Source organism: Vreelandella salicampi (genome assembly GCF_013415105.1).
GTDB classification, from domain to species: domain Bacteria; phylum Pseudomonadota; class Gammaproteobacteria; order Pseudomonadales; family Halomonadaceae; genus Vreelandella; species Vreelandella salicampi.
Genome location: NZ_JACCDF010000025.1, coordinates 1 through 17,085 on the forward strand (window position 1 = coordinate 1; position 17,085 = coordinate 17,085).

General features: G+C 55.1%; 11 protein-coding genes. 7 read left to right on the forward strand and 4 right to left on the reverse strand.

Features of this window, described 5'->3' with window-relative positions; genetic code table 11:
• Positions 1-267: 267 nt before the first annotated feature.
• From HZS81_RS17625 to HZS81_RS17640, 4 genes are all read right to left on the reverse strand, one after another.
• The gene (locus HZS81_RS17625) at positions 268-2,469 is read right to left on the reverse strand and encodes a TonB-dependent siderophore receptor (protein ID WP_179931830.1); all 2,202 of its coding nucleotides are present in this window, start codon (positions 2,467-2,469) and stop codon (positions 268-270) included.
• Between the two features lie 307 nt (positions 2,470-2,776).
• Positions 2,777-3,778 carry an ABC transporter substrate-binding protein gene (locus tag HZS81_RS17630; protein WP_179931831.1) on the reverse strand — a complete coding sequence of 334 codons (1,002 nt, stop codon included), beginning with the start codon at positions 3,776-3,778 and terminating at the stop codon, positions 2,777-2,779.
• Between the two features lie 2 nt (positions 3,779-3,780).
• Positions 3,781-5,955, reverse strand: coding sequence for a TonB-dependent siderophore receptor (locus tag HZS81_RS17635; protein WP_179931832.1), 2,175 nt, complete (start codon positions 5,953-5,955; stop codon positions 3,781-3,783).
• Positions 5,956-6,061: 106 nt separating this feature from the next.
• The gene (locus HZS81_RS17640; RefSeq protein ID WP_179931833.1) at positions 6,062-7,003 is read right to left on the reverse strand and encodes a siderophore-interacting protein; all 942 of its coding nucleotides are present in this window, start codon (positions 7,001-7,003) and stop codon (positions 6,062-6,064) included.
• Positions 7,004-7,189: 186 nt separating this feature from the next.
• Here HZS81_RS17640 and fhuB point away from each other — a divergent pair, with 186 nt between their 5' ends.
• From fhuB to HZS81_RS17675, 7 genes are all read left to right on the forward strand, one after another.
• A complete protein-coding gene (gene fhuB, locus HZS81_RS17645) occupies positions 7,190-9,190 on the forward strand; it encodes a Fe(3+)-hydroxamate ABC transporter permease FhuB (RefSeq protein ID WP_179931834.1) in 2,001 nt (666 codons plus the stop codon).
• On the forward strand, positions 9,187-9,978 hold the full coding sequence (fhuF, locus tag HZS81_RS17650; RefSeq protein WP_179931835.1) for a siderophore-iron reductase FhuF: 792 nt from the start codon (positions 9,187-9,189) through the stop codon (positions 9,976-9,978). Before fhuB ends, fhuF begins: the two co-directional genes overlap by 4 nt.
• Positions 9,979-9,999: 21 nt before the next feature.
• Complete coding sequence (locus tag HZS81_RS17655; protein WP_179931836.1) at positions 10,000-11,658, forward strand: multidrug ABC transporter permease/ATP-binding protein; 1,659 nt, start codon at positions 10,000-10,002, stop codon at positions 11,656-11,658.
• Positions 11,658-12,221, forward strand: a complete 564-nt coding sequence (locus HZS81_RS17660) for a sigma-70 family RNA polymerase sigma factor (RefSeq protein WP_241697557.1) — start codon at positions 11,658-11,660, stop codon at positions 12,219-12,221. The genes HZS81_RS17655 and HZS81_RS17660 overlap by 1 nt, the downstream gene beginning before the upstream one ends.
• Positions 12,222-13,247 carry a FecR domain-containing protein gene (locus tag HZS81_RS17665; protein WP_179931837.1) on the forward strand — a complete coding sequence of 342 codons (1,026 nt, stop codon included), beginning with the start codon at positions 12,222-12,224 and terminating at the stop codon, positions 13,245-13,247. It begins immediately after the preceding gene.
• Positions 13,248-13,341: 94 nt separating this feature from the next.
• Positions 13,342-15,774: a TonB-dependent siderophore receptor gene (locus tag HZS81_RS17670; RefSeq protein WP_179931838.1), complete on the forward strand. Its 2,433-nt coding sequence runs from the start codon at positions 13,342-13,344 to the stop codon at positions 15,772-15,774.
• A 71-nt stretch (positions 15,775-15,845) separates the two neighbouring features.
• Positions 15,846-16,820: an ABC transporter substrate-binding protein gene (locus HZS81_RS17675; RefSeq protein WP_179931839.1), complete on the forward strand. Its 975-nt coding sequence runs from the start codon at positions 15,846-15,848 to the stop codon at positions 16,818-16,820.
• The last annotated feature ends 265 nt before the right edge of the window (positions 16,821-17,085 follow it).

The window sequence follows — 17,085 nt, forward strand, 5'->3', positions numbered from 1 at the left end:
CAGTTGTCGGTATCCCATACTCTGCTTCACTTTGGTCGGTAAGGCGGAGAGGGTACCGCTGCTGGCCCTCCTGCCTCTACCGTATGATCCAAAGTGCTGCAGTTATTCTATGAATTCAGGACATAGCGCTAGGTGACATCAGGATAAAGGCCGAATTCAACAGCCAAATTAAACGGGGTGCCTCTAGACATAGAGACACCCCGTATTTTCCTTGAATCAGCCTATATAAGCAGGTGATTTAATACTCGCGTAATGAGTGAGCTGACTCTACCAACGATAGCTGACGGTTGCCGTCGCATTGCGCTCTTCGCCAAAGTGACAAATCCTGAGGCTAGAGCAAGAAGACGTATACTCTTTATCGAGCAGGTTGTTCGCATTGACCTGTAAATTCATGCCCTCAAGGTCGCTTGATAACGCGCCCAGATCATATTCCAGCATGGCATCGACCAGCGTATAGCCGTCTACCTGAAATGTATTGGTCTCATCGCCCCAGGTAGAATCGTTGTAGCGGATACCTGCGCCAATCCCAAGGCCGTTTAAGGCACCGTTAGTGAATTCATATTTGCCCCATGCCGAGGCCATATGACGGGGTACAGCATAGGGTGTATTGCCTTGAGTCTCATCATTGGTTTCAACGTACTCCATATCGGTATACGTATAGTTGGCGAGCAACGAAAGCTGCTCAGTGGGACGCAAGGTGGCAGAGAGCTCTAAGCCGCGTGAACGTACTTTGCCGATAGACTCATAGAACGATGTGTTAGGAATGGCTTCGGAAACATTCTCCTGTTCTAGGTGATATAAAGCGGCCGTGTATTGGTCATTGCGGCCGGGTGGTTGATATTTGATCCCTGTCTCGTATTGAGAGGCCTCGCTGGGATCCAAAGAGTTGCCGGAGGCGTCCGTCCTTGTGGCGGACGCTGCTTGAAATGATTCCGAGTAGCTGACGTAAGGAGAAATGCCATTATCAAAGGCATACAATAAGCTGGCACGACTGGTGAACTTCTCATTGTCGCTTTCAGACGACATGCCCAAGTTGGTGTAGGCGGTGCTGGTGTCAGCCCAATCCTGACGCCCTGACAGGTTTAAACGCCAGCGGTTGAAGCTGATCTGATCCTGCAGGTAAACCCCTGTCTGCTCTACCTTGTTGATGAAGTTAGTGGGCGTTGCATAGGTGGTTTGGGTATTTCCATACTGTGGGTCAAAGGCATCCAGGGGAGATGCCGATCCGAACTGCCATTCTCCCGAGTTGCGTTGGTACTGGTAGTCCACACCGGCTAGTAGCGTATGTTCAAGAGCTCCGGTCGTAACGTCCCCCTGTAGCTGATTATCCACATGATAGGCGTGCATGGACTCATCGGCTCTCGCGGCGCGTCGGTTCAGCAGATTACTATCGCCTACGTAACTACTGGAATAAATGGAGTCATAATCAATATCCGAAGAGGTGAAGCGGAAATTCTGTCGAGCCTGCCACTGATCGTTGAACTGATGTTCTAGTTGGTAACCTATTAGTCGTTGATAACGCTCGAACCCATTGACACCTGGCTCGCCATCAAAAAAATTATTATCGATCCGTTTACCATTATAATCTCGCACCGTACCGTCGGCTGGCGTCCAACCATAGTAGCCACGATTTGGTTCGTGCTGCAGGTAGGCCATGACGGTCAATGATGTCGCATCGGTTGGCAAGAACGTCAAAGAGGGGGCAATGGTATAGCGCTCGTTCTCTACATGATCAAACTGGCTGTCCGAACTGCTGGCTAGCCCTACCAGGCGATAGGCGACCTGTTGGTTTTCCCCTAAAGGACCACTGACGTCAAATCGTGCTGTACGTTTGTTATGGCTGCCCGTTTCTAGCTGGATCTCATGGCTAGGTGAGAATAGAGGGCGTTTACTGGTCAGCCCGACCAAGCCACCCGGGTAGCTTTGCCCATATAAAACAGATGTTGGCCCTTTGAAAACATCGATCCGCTCAAGAAAATAGGGATCAATTTGTAATGAGTTATAGCCGGAAACATCACCTGCCATTTTGAGGCCGTCAAAATAGACGTTGTCGATATTACCGACGCCACCAAAACCACGCATATTGACGAAGTCGTAACGATTACCAAAACCGTTGCGGGTGCCTGTGAACACACCAGGGGTATAGCGCAGGGCTTGCTGCACAGACTTCGCGCTTTGATCTTCGATCTGCTCGCGAGTGACCACGGATACCGACTGGGCTGTCTCCATCAGAGGAGTGTCAGTTTTGGTAGCACTAATACTTGTGTCGGCGGTATATCCCTCAGTCGGCTGTAGCGCACCTGAAATTCTATCGCCTGTTACTTGCACTGTAGGCAATGTGTTCGGCGAATTGCTATCTAATTGCGAGCTTTGCTCAGCATCCTGAGCAAATACAGTCGTTGAAGAGCTGTAGGCAGCTACAGCAATAGCAGCCGTTAGCCACCTTTTGCAAATAGAAGGTTGGTTCACGAATTTTCTCCTTGCATGAGGTTTATCCTGATTTTATGTAAATATTAATCGTTATTGTTTGTATTATGAATAGTCTCTTTGCCATGTCAACGCTATATAGGCAATGGGAGGGAGTCGGAGAGAAAGTCATGTGTAAGAGAGACGATGTTGTTTACCAGGCAGAGCCAAGGGGCTTTGCCGTTCCTTAGGTTAGGAAGAGCCATTTGGTATTCTGTTAATTAATGGCTACTTCTCATCAGCATAAAACCGGTAACAGGCTTCTGGGTTGGCTCAGGAGTTATTATTCTTCAACGCGTTACGGCCATGATCACTGGTTTGTATCGGCCGAAGCACTGTCGATGTTATCGCTTTCAGTCAGACGGCTGGCAAGGCTATCAGCAAAACGCCGGGCGGCGGGTAGCCCGCCCCAGGACCAATAATTGACGGGAATAATCGTATAGTTTCCCTGCTTCACGTTTGGCAAGTGTCGCCACTGGCCGTCGGAGATGAGTTGTCTCACACCCCCGTCCGGGCCGTAGGGGCTGTCAAGAAACACCAGTTTCGCATCGATATCAAACAGAGGCGTTGCGCTGACGGTTGTCATTCCCCATTGGCCTAATTCTCCCTGCCAAGCGTTCTCGAGGCCAAGGCGATTTAACATCATGCCTTCCACACTGCCTGCGCCATACACCCGGGCATGGCGTTCATCCATCAGACGCACCAGTAAAACGGGGGAGTCGATATCATTAAGCGCTTGCTTTAGCGCAGCGAAGTGGTGGCGGGACTGCTCGATATAATGCTCCGCAGCGTCAGGATGACCAACCAAATCACCAAGCTGACGCGTCAATTCCTCGATGGTTTCCCAGTCGTTATGGTGGCCATCGCTATCGGCATGTCTATAAAGCGGGTACTCCTTGACGTCCGCAATTTTTCTTAGCCGTGGAAGTAAGCTGGCATGAGCAGGCGGTGAAATCAGGATATGGCTTGGAGAATCGCTTGCCAGTAGCTCAAGGTTAGGGAGGTGGCGGTAACCCAGGTTGGTCGTATCGGGAAGAATGCCATCCTGGCGTGAGTAGGTTTTATAACCTCTCAGACCCGATAAAAATCTGGGTGGGTGATCAATAGCATTGAGGGTTTCCGCGATGGCGAAGTCAAAAGTCGCCAAGGGCGCGCCGCTGTTTTCATCACTTGCTATCGCAACCTTGCTAACCAATAAACCGATTAACAAGGACGCCAGCAAAGCGATGCTTTTATGGATAGCAGAGTGACAAAAAGTACGATTTTGATTTGACACGATCATGCCTGTGTTTTGCGGATAAAGGAGCGCCATGATCACCACTGATAGGACGCCGTACCGACCACGCTGCGAGGTTCTCCGTAATAACACGCGTAGGTACAGGACTCGATATAGGTTTCGTCAGTTAGGTTGGTGGCATTGACGGACAGTAACCATGGGCCTGTCTCATAGCTGACCATGGCGTCAACCAGGGTGAAGCTAGGCACTTCGCCATCAAGATAAGCATTAGGCAGCGTTGAGCCCATGTAACGGAGGCCAGCGCCCAGCTTCAGGCCAGGTAAACCAACATTGCCAAAGCGATAATCACCCCATAATGAGAACTGGTTGTAAGGTGCCTGACCAGTTCGCTCGCCTACCTTGTCGGGAGTCGCCGGGCTGCTTTCGGTGGTACGCGCGTCGGTATAAGCGTAGGCGGCGACCAGATTAGCGTTAGGGCCGAGCTCTGTTTTGGCCTCTAGCTCAACGCCGCGAGAACGCACCTCGCCCATTTGGGCTTGGAAGTTGGTATTGACCGGATCTGTGACCAGCACGTTTTCCTGAGTTAACTCATAAACGGTGGCGGTAAGCATGGTATCGAACCCTTCGGGCTGATAGCGGATACCCGCCTCGTATTGCTCGCCTTGAGTGGGCTCAAATTGATTGCCGTTGCGGTCGGTGCCGCTGGCAACCTCGAAGGACTGACTGAAGCTGGCGAAGGGCGCTAGGCCGTTATCGGCTAGGTAAACGAACCCGATTCGGCCAGTGAAAGCATCGTCATTCTGTTGTTGTCTTTGGGAGGGATCGAAGTACCGATAAGCTTCGGTATCCGTCCAGTCTTGACGCCCACCAAACATGACTACCCATTTATCGGCAATCTTCATCTGGTTCTGAAGATACAGACCCACTTGCTCTTTGCGGCTCACATTGGAGTAGGCATTGGGAACGCGCTCACCCAGTTCGCCGCGCCCATAAACCGGATCAAAGAGATCTAAGGGCGCGACGGTATGCTGGTAACGTTCGGTTTCGTGCCTTTGGCGAGTGTAATCGATGCCGACCAGGGAGGTGTTAGTTGTCGCCCCGGCTTCCCAGTCGTACTGCAAGGACGTATCGGAGGTCACTGCCCTTGAGGCGTCGCGCCGATCATGTGCGGTTCTGGCAAAGAGGCGCCCATCGGCGCTCTGAGGCGTCTGCTCAATACCGACGTTGTCGAGCTCTCGATCAGCGTGCATGGTGCGTAGATTGTGGCGTAGTGTCAGGCGATCGGAAAAATCATGCTCGAACAAATAGCCGAGGGAGTAACGCTCGTTATCGAATTCATCGAAGCCGGGCTCGCCAGTGAATCGGTCTCGGGGAATATCGCCGTTGGGGTTGGGAAGAATGGTGCCGCTACCCGGTAGCCCATAGATGTAGGTCGACTGATCGCGCTGATACTCGCTCAGCAGGGTCAGCGATGTGTCTTCGTTTGGTTGCCACTTCAGGGCGGGGGCGATGTAGGTGCGATCATCCGGCACGTGATCAATAAAGGTGTTGCTATCGCGACGGAGCATCGTCAAACGGTATGACCATTCGCCATCTTTATCGAGGGCATTGGAGACGTCGGCGGATATTTGCCGGCGGTCAAAACTGCCTGCCTGGACATTCACTTCGCGCAAGGGCTCGCTGGTAGGGCGCTTGCTGACGGTATTGATCACACCGCCAGGGGACGCCACGCCATAAAGGATTGAAGAAGGGCCTTTGAGTACTTCCAGGCGCTCCAGGCCATAGAGTTCCTGCTGGCCATCGAAGACATTGACCTGATACTTGCTGCCATCTCGGTAACTGTTATACACGCTAAAACCGCGAATCATCATGCTGTCGTGGGTGGTGTCGGTACCTCCCCCGCCATAAGCATTCGACACCCCAGCGGTATAGCCCAGCGCTTCGTTAACATTCTGTGCGCCATAGTTACGGAATTCCTGGCTACCAATCACCGAGATGGACTGTGGCGTTTCAATAATCGGCGTGTCGGTCTTGGTGCCTGTCGCGCTACGAGTAGCGGCAATACCTTGCACAGGCCCTGTGGCCTCTTCATAAATACGACTTCCCGTCACTTGCAGTGTGGGTAACGCAGTTGAGGATTCACTACCTGTGTGCTGATCAGCGTTCTGAGCATACACCGATATCGACGCGTTGCAGGCAGCCACTGCAATGGCGGCCGTTAGCCACCGCTTGCGCAAAGTAGGTTGGTTCACCAATGTTCTCCTTGAATCAATATTTTCTTTTATACGAATATTAATTATTATTGTTTTCATTTTATAAAATATCAACCCAAAGCCAACATTAGATACTTAGCTTTTCTTATCCATTAGCTTTACCCAGGCGCCAGTAGCCCATGCTGGTAACGTACTGCTTGGGTAGCCCGCACTCGTTGACCAAATAGCGGCGCAACTTCATGGCGACTTTGGTTTCAGCGGCGATCCAGGCGTAGAAGGGCGCGCTATCGTCCAGGGTGGCGGGCTCCCAGAGCGGGGCGTTTTCGTCCTCGCCATTTCCATCCTCGCTGCCCTTGGTCGCGGTCAAAGGGTCACCCCCTAGCGCGACAATCTCTTGCTGCAAATCGATATCACGCAGCGCTCTCATCAGCAGCTCACCGTGTTGGCAGGCGGGCTCAGCGTCACGTGCCAGCCAGCGCAGTTTGGCTGCCTGGGGCAGCGGCTGCACGTCATCGCCGCGAGGCACTTCGAACAGCGCTTCGACTTTGGGTTTGAGCGGCAGGTCATCAAGGAATTCCAAAATACCGGCGGCGGCGGGGAGGGCGGTTTCATCGGCGATGATCAGAATACGCTGTACGCCTTGGGGTGGCTTCCACTCGTAGCCCAGCTTTGGGCCTTTCGCACTGGCGTCGGGGGCTGTCATGGCTAGCCGGTCACCAGGGCGGGCGTGCATTGCCCAGCGCGATGCGGGGCCATTGTCGCCGTGGAGTACAAACTCAACGTCCACCTCGGCCTGTTCCTGGCGCAGGGCGCGAATAGTGTAGGTGCGCGCAGCGGGGCGCTGGGCATCGGGCAATGCGCGGTAGGCGCCGTACCAGTCGTGCTCTTCCAGCTTGGCAATCTCAAACAGCGGATCGAGACTACCACCGCCTTCGGGGAAGAACAGCTTGACGCGCTGATCCGGGGCGTAGGTATCCATTTGACCAACATCTGGGCCAGTAAAGGTGAACCTGACTAATGAGGCGCTGACTTGGGTGCGCCGGGCGAGGGTGATATCGAAAAGCCGGTAGCTCGGTTTGGCTGCCATATGATGTCTCCTTTATATAAGGAGTCAATTGTAGTGCTAATCGTTATCATTTAGAATCATTGTTAATTATTCAATCGCTAATTTCCATAAACTCGTTTCTTTAAATAGTAAGGCTAAGAAAATGACGCTGCTGTCTATCACGTCTCTTTTGGCGAACTGTCCGGTTATCACAAAAGGGTGCTCGCTATGCTAGGCGCTGCGCAATTTGCTCAAAGAATTGGGGGAATGTCGCCCGCTAAAGCCTGCCTATTGCTTAGCCTGCCCATGGTGGTGCTGTTTTGGGTGGGCCTAGAGGGCCAAGGCGGTTTCGCGCTGGGTCTGCAGGCATTAGTGGCCCCCTCTTTTGAGAACGTTGACGAGCTGTTGCTTTACTACGCTTGGTGGCCGCGCCTCTCTATCGCGCTGCTAGCCGGGGGCGGCTTGGGGTTGGCAGGCGTGCTTATGCAGCAGGTGCTGCGCAACCCGTTGGCCTCGCCCACCACCCTAGGGGTGGCATCGGGCGCTAACCTGGCGTTGATGACCGCCACCTTGCTGGCGCCGGGGCTGCTTGTCGCCGGGCGCGAATGGGTCGCCTTATTGGGTGGCGCGCTGGCGGTTGGGTTAGTTTTCCTGCTCTCGTGGCGGCGCGGGCTGGCGCCGATCGTGGTGGTGCTAGCGGGCCTGGTGGTTAATCTGTACCTGGGGGCGCTGTCTACGGCGCTGCTGCTGTTTAACCACGAGGCGCTCTCAGGGCTGCTGATTTGGGGTGCCGGTTCGCTGGCGCAAAACGGTTGGGACGGCGTTGCAATTCTCTGGCCTCGGCTGGCGATTAGCTGCGTGGCCGCGTGGTTTTTGCTACGGCCCTTGGCGGTGCTGGAGTTGGACGATGCCAGTGCCAAGAGCCTGGGAGTCTCGCTGACCTATCTGCGCTTTGCGGGCATGGGGCTGGCGGTGTTTATTACCGGCAGCATTGTCAGCGTGGTGGGCATCATCGGCTTTATCGGCTTGGCAGCGCCCAATATTGTGCGTATGGCCGGTGCGCGACGCCTAGGGCCACGGCTGCTCTGGTCGGCGCTATTGGGGGCGGTGCTGCTGGCTACCACGGATCTGCTGCTGCAGCAGTTCGGTGGCATGGTGGCAGCCTTTATTCCTACCGGGGCGATTACCGGTGCCCTGGGGGCACCGCTGTTAATGTGGCTGATTCCGCGCCTGAAACTGCAGGGCGACCAGCCGCCAAAAGGGGCCGGTGTTTTCGCTCATCGCCACCCTACGCCGTCACGTTTAGCCACTGGTTTAATCCTTGCGTTACTGGGGGCAACGGTTCTCGGCTTGCTGTTTGGCCAGGGTGTAGACGGCTGGTACTGGCTGGCGCCCAATAACTGGAATGTCATGCAGTGGCGCATGCCCCGGGTGATGGCGGCGGCGGCCAGCGGGTTAATGTTGGCGATTGCGGGGACTATTCTCCAGCGCCTTTCTGCCAACCCCATGGCCAGCCCCGAAGTACTGGGTATCAGCGGTGGCTGTGCTATTGCGCTGATTTTGGGGATTTTCCTGCTGCCCGCACCCACCAATATGATGCTGATTGGCGTAGGCACCCTAGGGGCTTTCACAACATTGGTGGTGCTAGTGGGTATCAACCGCAAGAGCGGTTATCTCCCCGAGCGTTTGCTGCTTACCGGGGTGGCGGTCAGTGCGCTGTTTGATGCCGTGCGCAGCGTAATGCTGGCAGGCGGCGACCCTCGTGGCCAGCAGGTGATTGCCTGGCTGGCGGGCTCAACCTATTACGTGGATGTCACCAATGCGGTGGTGGTAGGGGGGATTGCCGCCGTGCTGGCGCTGGTCACGCTGCCCTTCACCCGCTGGCTGGATATCTTGCCCTTAGGCGCGCCGACGGCCAAGGCGCTTGGGGTAACCCTCAACCGCGCCCGTTTGGCGTTGCTGCTACTGGTGGCGCTACTCACCGCCTGCGCCACTCTGGTGGTGGGGCCGCTTTCGTTTATTGGCCTGCTGGCGCCACATATGGCGCGCTTGGTCGGCTTTTCCCGGGCGGGTCAGCATCTGCTGGGTGCTGCGTTGATCGGCATGTTATTGATGGTGCTGGCTGACTGGGTGGGGCGCCAGATTATTTTCCCCTACGAGATACCCGCAGGCCTTGTCGCCTCCTTGATTGGCGGGGCTTACTTTATGTGGGGGCTTCGGCGGCTATGAGTAACGTGGCGGCCAAACCGAGTCGACCTTGGGTCGCGGCGGATCCCGTGGAGACACTGCTGGCGCTCTATCGGCAGCCGCCCCTCGATAGGCTCAAGGCGCCCACCTTCGGGGTGCCGGATGTGCCGACCATTGCAGCGTCTGACCTGCTCGATGCTGAGGTGCTGGAGGGGGTAATAAGCCGCTTTACGGCCAGCTTCGGCGAGGGGGCCGACCGCAAGGCGGCCGCCTCGATCTGGTCGAAATTTCATTTCAGCAGCGTCTCAATCCCGACACTGGTGGCCAACCTGCTATTGGGCTACGAGCTGCCGGTGGGCTTTGATCATATGCGCCTCGAGCTAGGCGACAAGGGGCAAACAGCGCGTATCTGGCTGCCCGATGGTGGCGTGCCGCTGCATTTGCAGGCGCCCTTGGCGCGCTTTGACTACCTCTTCGATGACCACTTTGCGCCGTTGGTCGGGGCGCTTGCAGAGGTTTCTGGGCTTTCTGCCAAGGTGTTCTGGAGCAACCTTGGCGCCTATGTGGAGTTCGTGGGTAAGACCTGCTCGCAGCACCCGGCATTTGCTGGCGCGGGCGGATCACTGCTGGATTACCTCACTACCAAGACGCTCCCCGATGGGCGTCGTAATCCACTCTACCAGCCGGTGCGTTACCTGGAGCTGGGCGGTGAAACACCTACTCGAGTGCGGCGGTTGTGCTGCATCAAGTATCGGCTACCCGGCGAGCCGCTGTGCGGCGGCTGCCCATTGAAACCCGAAAATCGACCGGCCAAGCGCCGAGGCAAATAACCCCGCTAGGAGGCCTTGTTCATGGAGTTGTTAAGGATTGTATGGCGTGATTATCGCTGGCCCTTTGTGGCCGTGGTACTACTTAGCCTGGCAAGCGCTGGCTTGGGTGTCGGCGTCATCGCCTTTATCAATCAACGGCTGCTGGGCACCTTCACCGACCCCTGGCGCATCCTGCCCGAGTTCCTGGGGCTGATAGCGTTGCTACTGGTCATTACCCTGACATCACAATTGGCGCTGACCACGCTGGGTCACCATTTCGTCTACCGGCTGCGGGGGCAGTTGATCAAGCGAATTCTAGATACCGATATTGAACGCGCCGAGCAGATTGGCAGTGCGCGACTGCTGGCGAGTCTCTCCTCCGACGTGAGTTCAGTGACCGTTGCTTTTATACGCTTGCCGGAGCTGGTGCAGGGTGGTGTGCTGACGGTAGGCGCCACGCTTTACCTGGCGTGGCTTTCTCCTGCCATGCTGGGCGTCACCGCGCTCTGGGTGATCGTGACGGTGTTGATTGGCATGCGTTTGGTGGCCCGGGTCTATGGGCATATGGCCAAACTGCGCGAAATACAGGATCGTCTTTATGCGGATTACCAGTCGGTGATCGAGGGGCGCAAAGAGCTGGCGCTTAACCGTGACCGCGCCGAATGGCTGTATCGCGATGTTTATACGCCTAACGCACAGGATTGTCGGCGCCATTTTATTCTTGGTGATACCTACCATCTGAGCGCGGTGAACTGGTTTAACATCATGATGCTGGGCGCCATCGGCGTCGCTTTCTTTTTGGCCAACGGCCTGGGTTGGGCGTCGGTGCAGGTAGCCACGACCTTCTCACTCACACTGCTGTTTTTGCGTGCGCCGTTGATGCAGGCCATTGGCGCCTTTCCTACGCTGATTAACGCCCGAGTGGCGTTTGAAAAAATCAGTAGTTTAGACCTGGCCGAGCACCACGAGGCGTTCGGCCACTCTGCGCTGCGCCACGACTGGCAGGAACTAACCCTGGAGCAGGTCAGCTATCGATACCCGGATGAGGAGTCTCGGGAGGGTTTTGCCATCGGCCCTATCGACCTGACCTTGAAGCGTGGCGAGGTGGTGTTTCTGATCGGCGGAAACGGCAGTGGCAAATCGACCTTGGCGAGGCTGCTAACCGGACTCTACCAGCCCCAAAGTGGATGTGTTCGAGTCGATGGCAGGCCGCTGCAGGAGGAAGACTGGACGCGCTATCGCCAACACTTTTCAGCCATTTACACCGACCTGCATTTGTTTGACCGGTTAATGGGCCCCGCCGGCGAGTCACCCGACCCGGCGTTGGTAGAGGAGTGGCTTGCCGCACTGGGCATGCACAGCAAGCTCGACTTCGACGGTGATCGCATCACCAACATCAATCTCTCCCAGGGCCAGCGCAAGCGCTTGGCGATGCTATTGGCGGTCGCTGAGCAGCGCGACCTACTATTGCTGGACGAGTGGGCCGCCGACCAGGATCCCCAGTTCCGCCGGGTCTTTTACCGTGAGCTATTGCCCCAGCTTCGGGCGCTGGGCAAGACGCTGGTGGTGATCAGCCACGACGACCACTACTTCGACCAAGCCGACCGCTTGCTGGAAATGCGCCACGGGCAGTTGGTAGAACTCACCGGCGAACAGCGAGAAGCCGCCAGCCGCGATGCGGTGGCTCGGGTGACTGAGTAATGCGTAACGATACGGTGGCAATACAATCAACTGATCCCACGGCGTACCATACCGGCTGCCGAGACTCGCTTGGCAAGCTGTATCACCACCACCAACCCTGGCTGCAGCAGTTGCTCAGCCAACGGTTGGGATGCAGTGAGTCGGCGGCGGATCTGGCGCAGGATGCGTTTGTGCGGTTGCTGAAAACGCCTCGCCATCTGGATAGTTTCGACGGGGCCAGAGCCTATCTCAGCCGTATGGCCAAAGGGTTGTGCGTGGATCATTGGCGCCGCCAGGATATCGAGCGCGCCTGGCAGCAAGCCCTGGCGGCCAGCACTGAGGCGCATTTACCCTCCGCCGAACACCAGCAGATCGTCATCGAGACGCTGTGTGAAATCGACCGTATGCTGGCGCGGTTGCCCGAAAAAGTCGCTAGCGCCTTTTTGGCCTCCCAACTGCACGGCAAACCCTATCGGCAGATTGCTGAGGAACTGGGGGTGTCCGAACGCATGGTCAAAAAATATATGGCCCAGGCCATGCTGCAGTGCGCGTTGATCGAGGCGGGCTTCGAGGCAAGCCTCTAAATGGCTTCTGCCGCCAGCCCCGATGAAGCCGCCAAGCGCCGCGCGTTGGCGGAGGCCGCCGAGTGGTTTGCTGAATGGCAAGCGGGGGAGTTGTCGGCTACCGAGCGTCAACGCTGGCAAGCATGGCGGGATGCCAACGACACCCATCGCTGGGCCTGGCAACAGGTGGAGGGCGTCAGCCGCCGCTTCACCGAGCATCTAGACGAAGATGAACGCCAAACCGCTGACAGCGTGATCAGCACCGCGCGCCAACGGCGGCAGGGGCGGCGTCATCTATTCGGCGGGCTGGTTACGCTCGCGCTGGTCTCTGTACTCACCGCTGCGCTTTGGCAGAGCACACCACTGCCACGACTAGTACAGCAGTGGGGCGCTGATTATCACACCGCCACCGGCGAAGTCACTCGCATCGTGCTGGAGGATGGCACCCAGGTCTGGCTGAGCAGCGCCTCGGCGCTGAATGTTGATTACGACCAAAACCAGCGCCGCTTGGCGCTGGTGACTGGCGAGGTGCTGATAGAGACCGGCAAAGACGCCGAGCGGCCGTTTTACCTGGATACCCGCAGTGCGCGACTAACGCCATTGGGCACGCGTTTTAGCGTGGGTGAGCAGCCATCAGGTGAACTGCTAGCGGTGTTTGACGGCGCCGTGGCTATCAAGACCCTTGGCGATGCTCAGCATACGAGCCAGCGGCAGGTGGTCACTGCCGGGCAGCAGGCCCACTACGCCGCTGACCGCATCGGGGAACTCACCCCCGCCGAAGGCCGTCGGGAAGCCTGGGCCAATGGCATTCTGCTGGCCGAGAGCATGTCGCTTAAGGCCTTCGCCGCGACGCTTAGCCGTCATCATCGTGGCCGTCTTGAGGTCGACCCGTCGGTGGCGGATCTCACCCTGCTCGGCGCTTTCCCGCTCGATGACCTAGAGCGCACCCTGAACATGGTCGAGACCACGCTGCCGGTAAAGGTGCGCCGGGTAATGCCCTGGTGGCTCAAAATCGAGGCAGGCGAAGCCAGCTCCAGCGAGGAATAAAAAGAGAAAAAAGTGGTTTTTCTGGTTCCCCTTTTTCTCGCTGGTTCGATTCCCCTTTATAAGCACTTAAAACGTATCTGCAAGGGGAACCGATATGCTCCAACAGCGCACTGCACTACAACCGCATACTGCCAAGCACCAACCGACGCTTAACCGCCGTGCCTTAGCGCTGGCGGTTCATTTTGCCGCCGCCGGATTATTGGCCGTGCCGCAGCTATCGCAGCTCGCCATGGCACAAGTCACCCAGCAGCAAGCACGCCACTATGACATTGCCAGCGGCCCGTTAAGCAGTGTTATCAACCGCTTCGCTGCGCAGGCGGGTGTTTTTATCAGCGGCGCTGGCGAGCTGGGGGAAGGGCGCCAAAGCCCTGGCCTACAAGGCCAGTATCGAGTCGATGAAGGGCTAGAGCGGCTATTGGATGGAACGGGGTTAAGGGCTGTACGGCAGGGTGATGGTAGTTATCGGTTGGAAGAGCGGGCTGCGGATGTGGCGTTGTCGGCGCTGGAGGTAACCGGAAAGCGCCTGCCTTACGGCATGACCGAGAACAGTAATTCCTATACGAGTGAAAGCGCTACCATCGGCTTGGGTGCGCAGTCGGTGAAGGAAACGCCTCAGTCCATTAGCGTCGTAACGCGGGAACGCTTGGATGACCAAGGGACTACCTCATTGGCCGAGGCCATACGCAATGTCACTGGTATGACCGTGAGTGAGTACGGAACCAATCAGTACGAAATCAAAACACGGGGATATAGCGTCGATTCCTTTCTGATGGATGGCAGCCCTGCTCAGAGTGCAGGAAGTGCCTGGGAAAGCGCTGGAGTATTTGACACAGCCCTGCTTGATCGTATTGAGGTTCTACGTGGGCCTGCGGGGATTATTCATGGATCCGGAGAGCCCAGCGGTACCATCAACCTGGTGCGCAAACGCGCCCTATCTGAAAACCAATCCTCTGTTTCCCTTTCTGCCGGTACGAATGATGCTTACCGGGGTGTTGTCGACGTTACCGGCGCACTGGACAGCGAAGGGCGAGTTCGAGGGCGCTTCGTTGGCGTCTATGATGATAGGGATTCTTTCATCGACCATGTCTACTCAGAGAACCAGGTTGGCTATGGCACATTGGAGTTCGACTTATCTCCCGACACGACGCTTTCAATGGGCGTAACTGTGCAGGATGAAGAATTCCGCCCCCACTCTGGCTTACCCACCTACAGTGATGGCACATTCACGAATGTAGACCGCTCTACCTACCTCGGATCCGACTGGGACAAGCAGAGCGGGGATGCGCAGCGCTATTTCTTGGAACTTGAACATCGCCTCGCCAACGGTGGCGAATTAACGCTGAAGGCCAATCGGCTGGATCGCGATGCCAATCTGAGAAAAAGTAGTGAGGGGATGCTTCCCGCAGATCGGGGTACCGGCGACTTTTGGATCCGCCAGCTCGCTTGGGAGCTTGAGAAACAGGACGATTATTTCGAGGCACAGGTTAACTCACCGTTCCAATTGGCTGGGGCGACCCATCACGCTGTGATTGGAACCAGTTACCAGAATAGTGAGCTAAGAAATGAGTGGACCTACGGTGACCCTCAATACCTTCCTCAGAATCTATTCGATCCAAAGAATGACCGAGCTGAACCAGATTTCGATGGCCCCCCCGGTCAGAATGAGTTTGTTGTTGAACAATATGCCACTTATGGACAAGTTCGCTTCAACATTATAGATGATTTCACGATTGCTCTTGGTGGTCGTGTCAATTGGTGGGAAACGGATAACTTGCTTGGTGGTGAAAGGTCCAGTGACGATGGAACTGAATTTATTCCTTACGCTGGCTTAATCTATAGACTCAACGATGAGCTCAACATATACACCAGTTACACAGGTATATTTCAACCGCAAACGGCTATGGATAGCGATGGCGATCCTATCAAGCCAAGAGAAGGTGAGCAGTACGAGGTCGGCGTTAAGGGCTCCCATGCTGGGGGTGACTTGAACTGGCATGCTGCAGTCTTCCGTATTGAAGACACCAACCGCGCCTATGCTGACCCTAATAATCCTGGTTTCTCAATTCCAATTGGTGAAGCAAGGAGTGAGGGCTTCGAGCTGGAAGTCAGCGGTCAGCTTTTGCCCCGTTGGGACCTCAGTGCAGGTTACGCCTATACAGAGACTGAGTTCGTGAGAGATGCTAACTCGGAGGGGCTCACGCTTTCACCAGATACACCGAAGCATAACTTTAATCTGTGGTCACGTTACCGCTTCAGCGACGATCCTAGTCAGGGCTGGCGAGTCGGTGCCGGCATGAATACAGTCAGCAGTCTTTACGCCAAAAGTGACGATAACTTTATTGAGCAAGGAGGCTATACCACAGTATCAGCCATGGTCGGCTATCGTGTCAGTGAAAATTTGGACTTTTCAATAACTGGCAATAATCTGACTGATAAAAATTATTACTCTGCCGTTCGAGGTGTAACCAGGCATAACTATTACGGCGCACCACGCAACTTCATGGCGACGATGAAATACGAGTTTTAATGAATGAGAATGTAACATTGTAGAAAAGGTGCCTTGCTCAGCCCTGCTTCAGTGGGGCTGAGTGGTGTGTAATGGTCATTGAAAAAATGAAAACTGGCAAGTTCCTCCCCGGTTTCTTTTTTCTTCTGAAGGAGTTCACAGTGAGGCTTTATAAGCTTTTATTAATATTCAGGTGCCCCTCTTATTTTTTTATTAGCTTTTTTTTGATTTTTAACCCGGCACTGGCAAATAAATCGCCCTCTTCTACTTCGGTTTTTGACTGGACTGTTGCGGAAGCACTCCTTGCGTTGGATCCTGGCCCTGTTCTTATGGGTAATGTTTCGGGTTTCCACACATGGACCGGTAACAGCTATACTGATGCTGATATCACTAGTGTTGGGAGCCAAATATTTCCTAATATGGAACTGTTAAGTAGTATTGGTTCACACCGTATACTCCTTGCGCCTCGACAGACTCGTATGGGCGTTATGTTGGCAGATATTGCACCTTTTTCTATTATTCACAATTTCCCTTTTGCGAATGATATTGATGACGACTTATGGGCGCGTTTCGATTCATTTGTACTTGAAGTTGGGGCACTGGTAGGCAGAAGACATAAAGCAGAGAAGTTGGTTGCTAACACTCAAGTCCATTTGCGTTCTCTGCAGAGTGCATTGGAACCACAGCCACCTTTATTGATTATCCAATTAATGAATGAACAGTACATGCGAGTATATGGCGAAAATAGCCTGTTCCAGGGGGTGCTAAAGCGGCTAGGGCTAAGTAATGCATGGACACAACAGACCAATCAGTGGGGGTATTCACTGATCAGTATAAGAGAGCTCTTCAATGTTGAAGATGCGAGACTGGTTATCATAGAAAGTGGAAATCCCACAGGTATCGAACACAATATCGAAAATAGCGGCATGTGGCGTTACCTTCCTAGCGTCCAGCGTGGAGATTTTGTCGTATTACCATCTTCGTTTTGGATAGGCGGAGTTCACCCCTCTGCTCGACGATTTGCTGACGCCCTCGTCGAGGCACTGGAGGAACCGACCACTCCCTAGCGACGCTCTGTCATCTGCGGGCTCTTCATCGCCTTATTATTTGTAATGATAAGTATTATCACTTATTGTTTGTGTCTGGTTTTGCCCGTTTTTGTTTTGGGGCAGTTGGCACAGGCAGTCAATGGCAATGGGCGATGGTATCGATGTAAGCGATCCAATAACTACATCTAGCCAGTCATTGTTCAGGCGGGTAACGTCTCTTTCCACTGCCAAGGTAGCAGCGTGTTCAGTTCGTCATCGTTGTTGAGGGTAGGCAGTGTCTCGA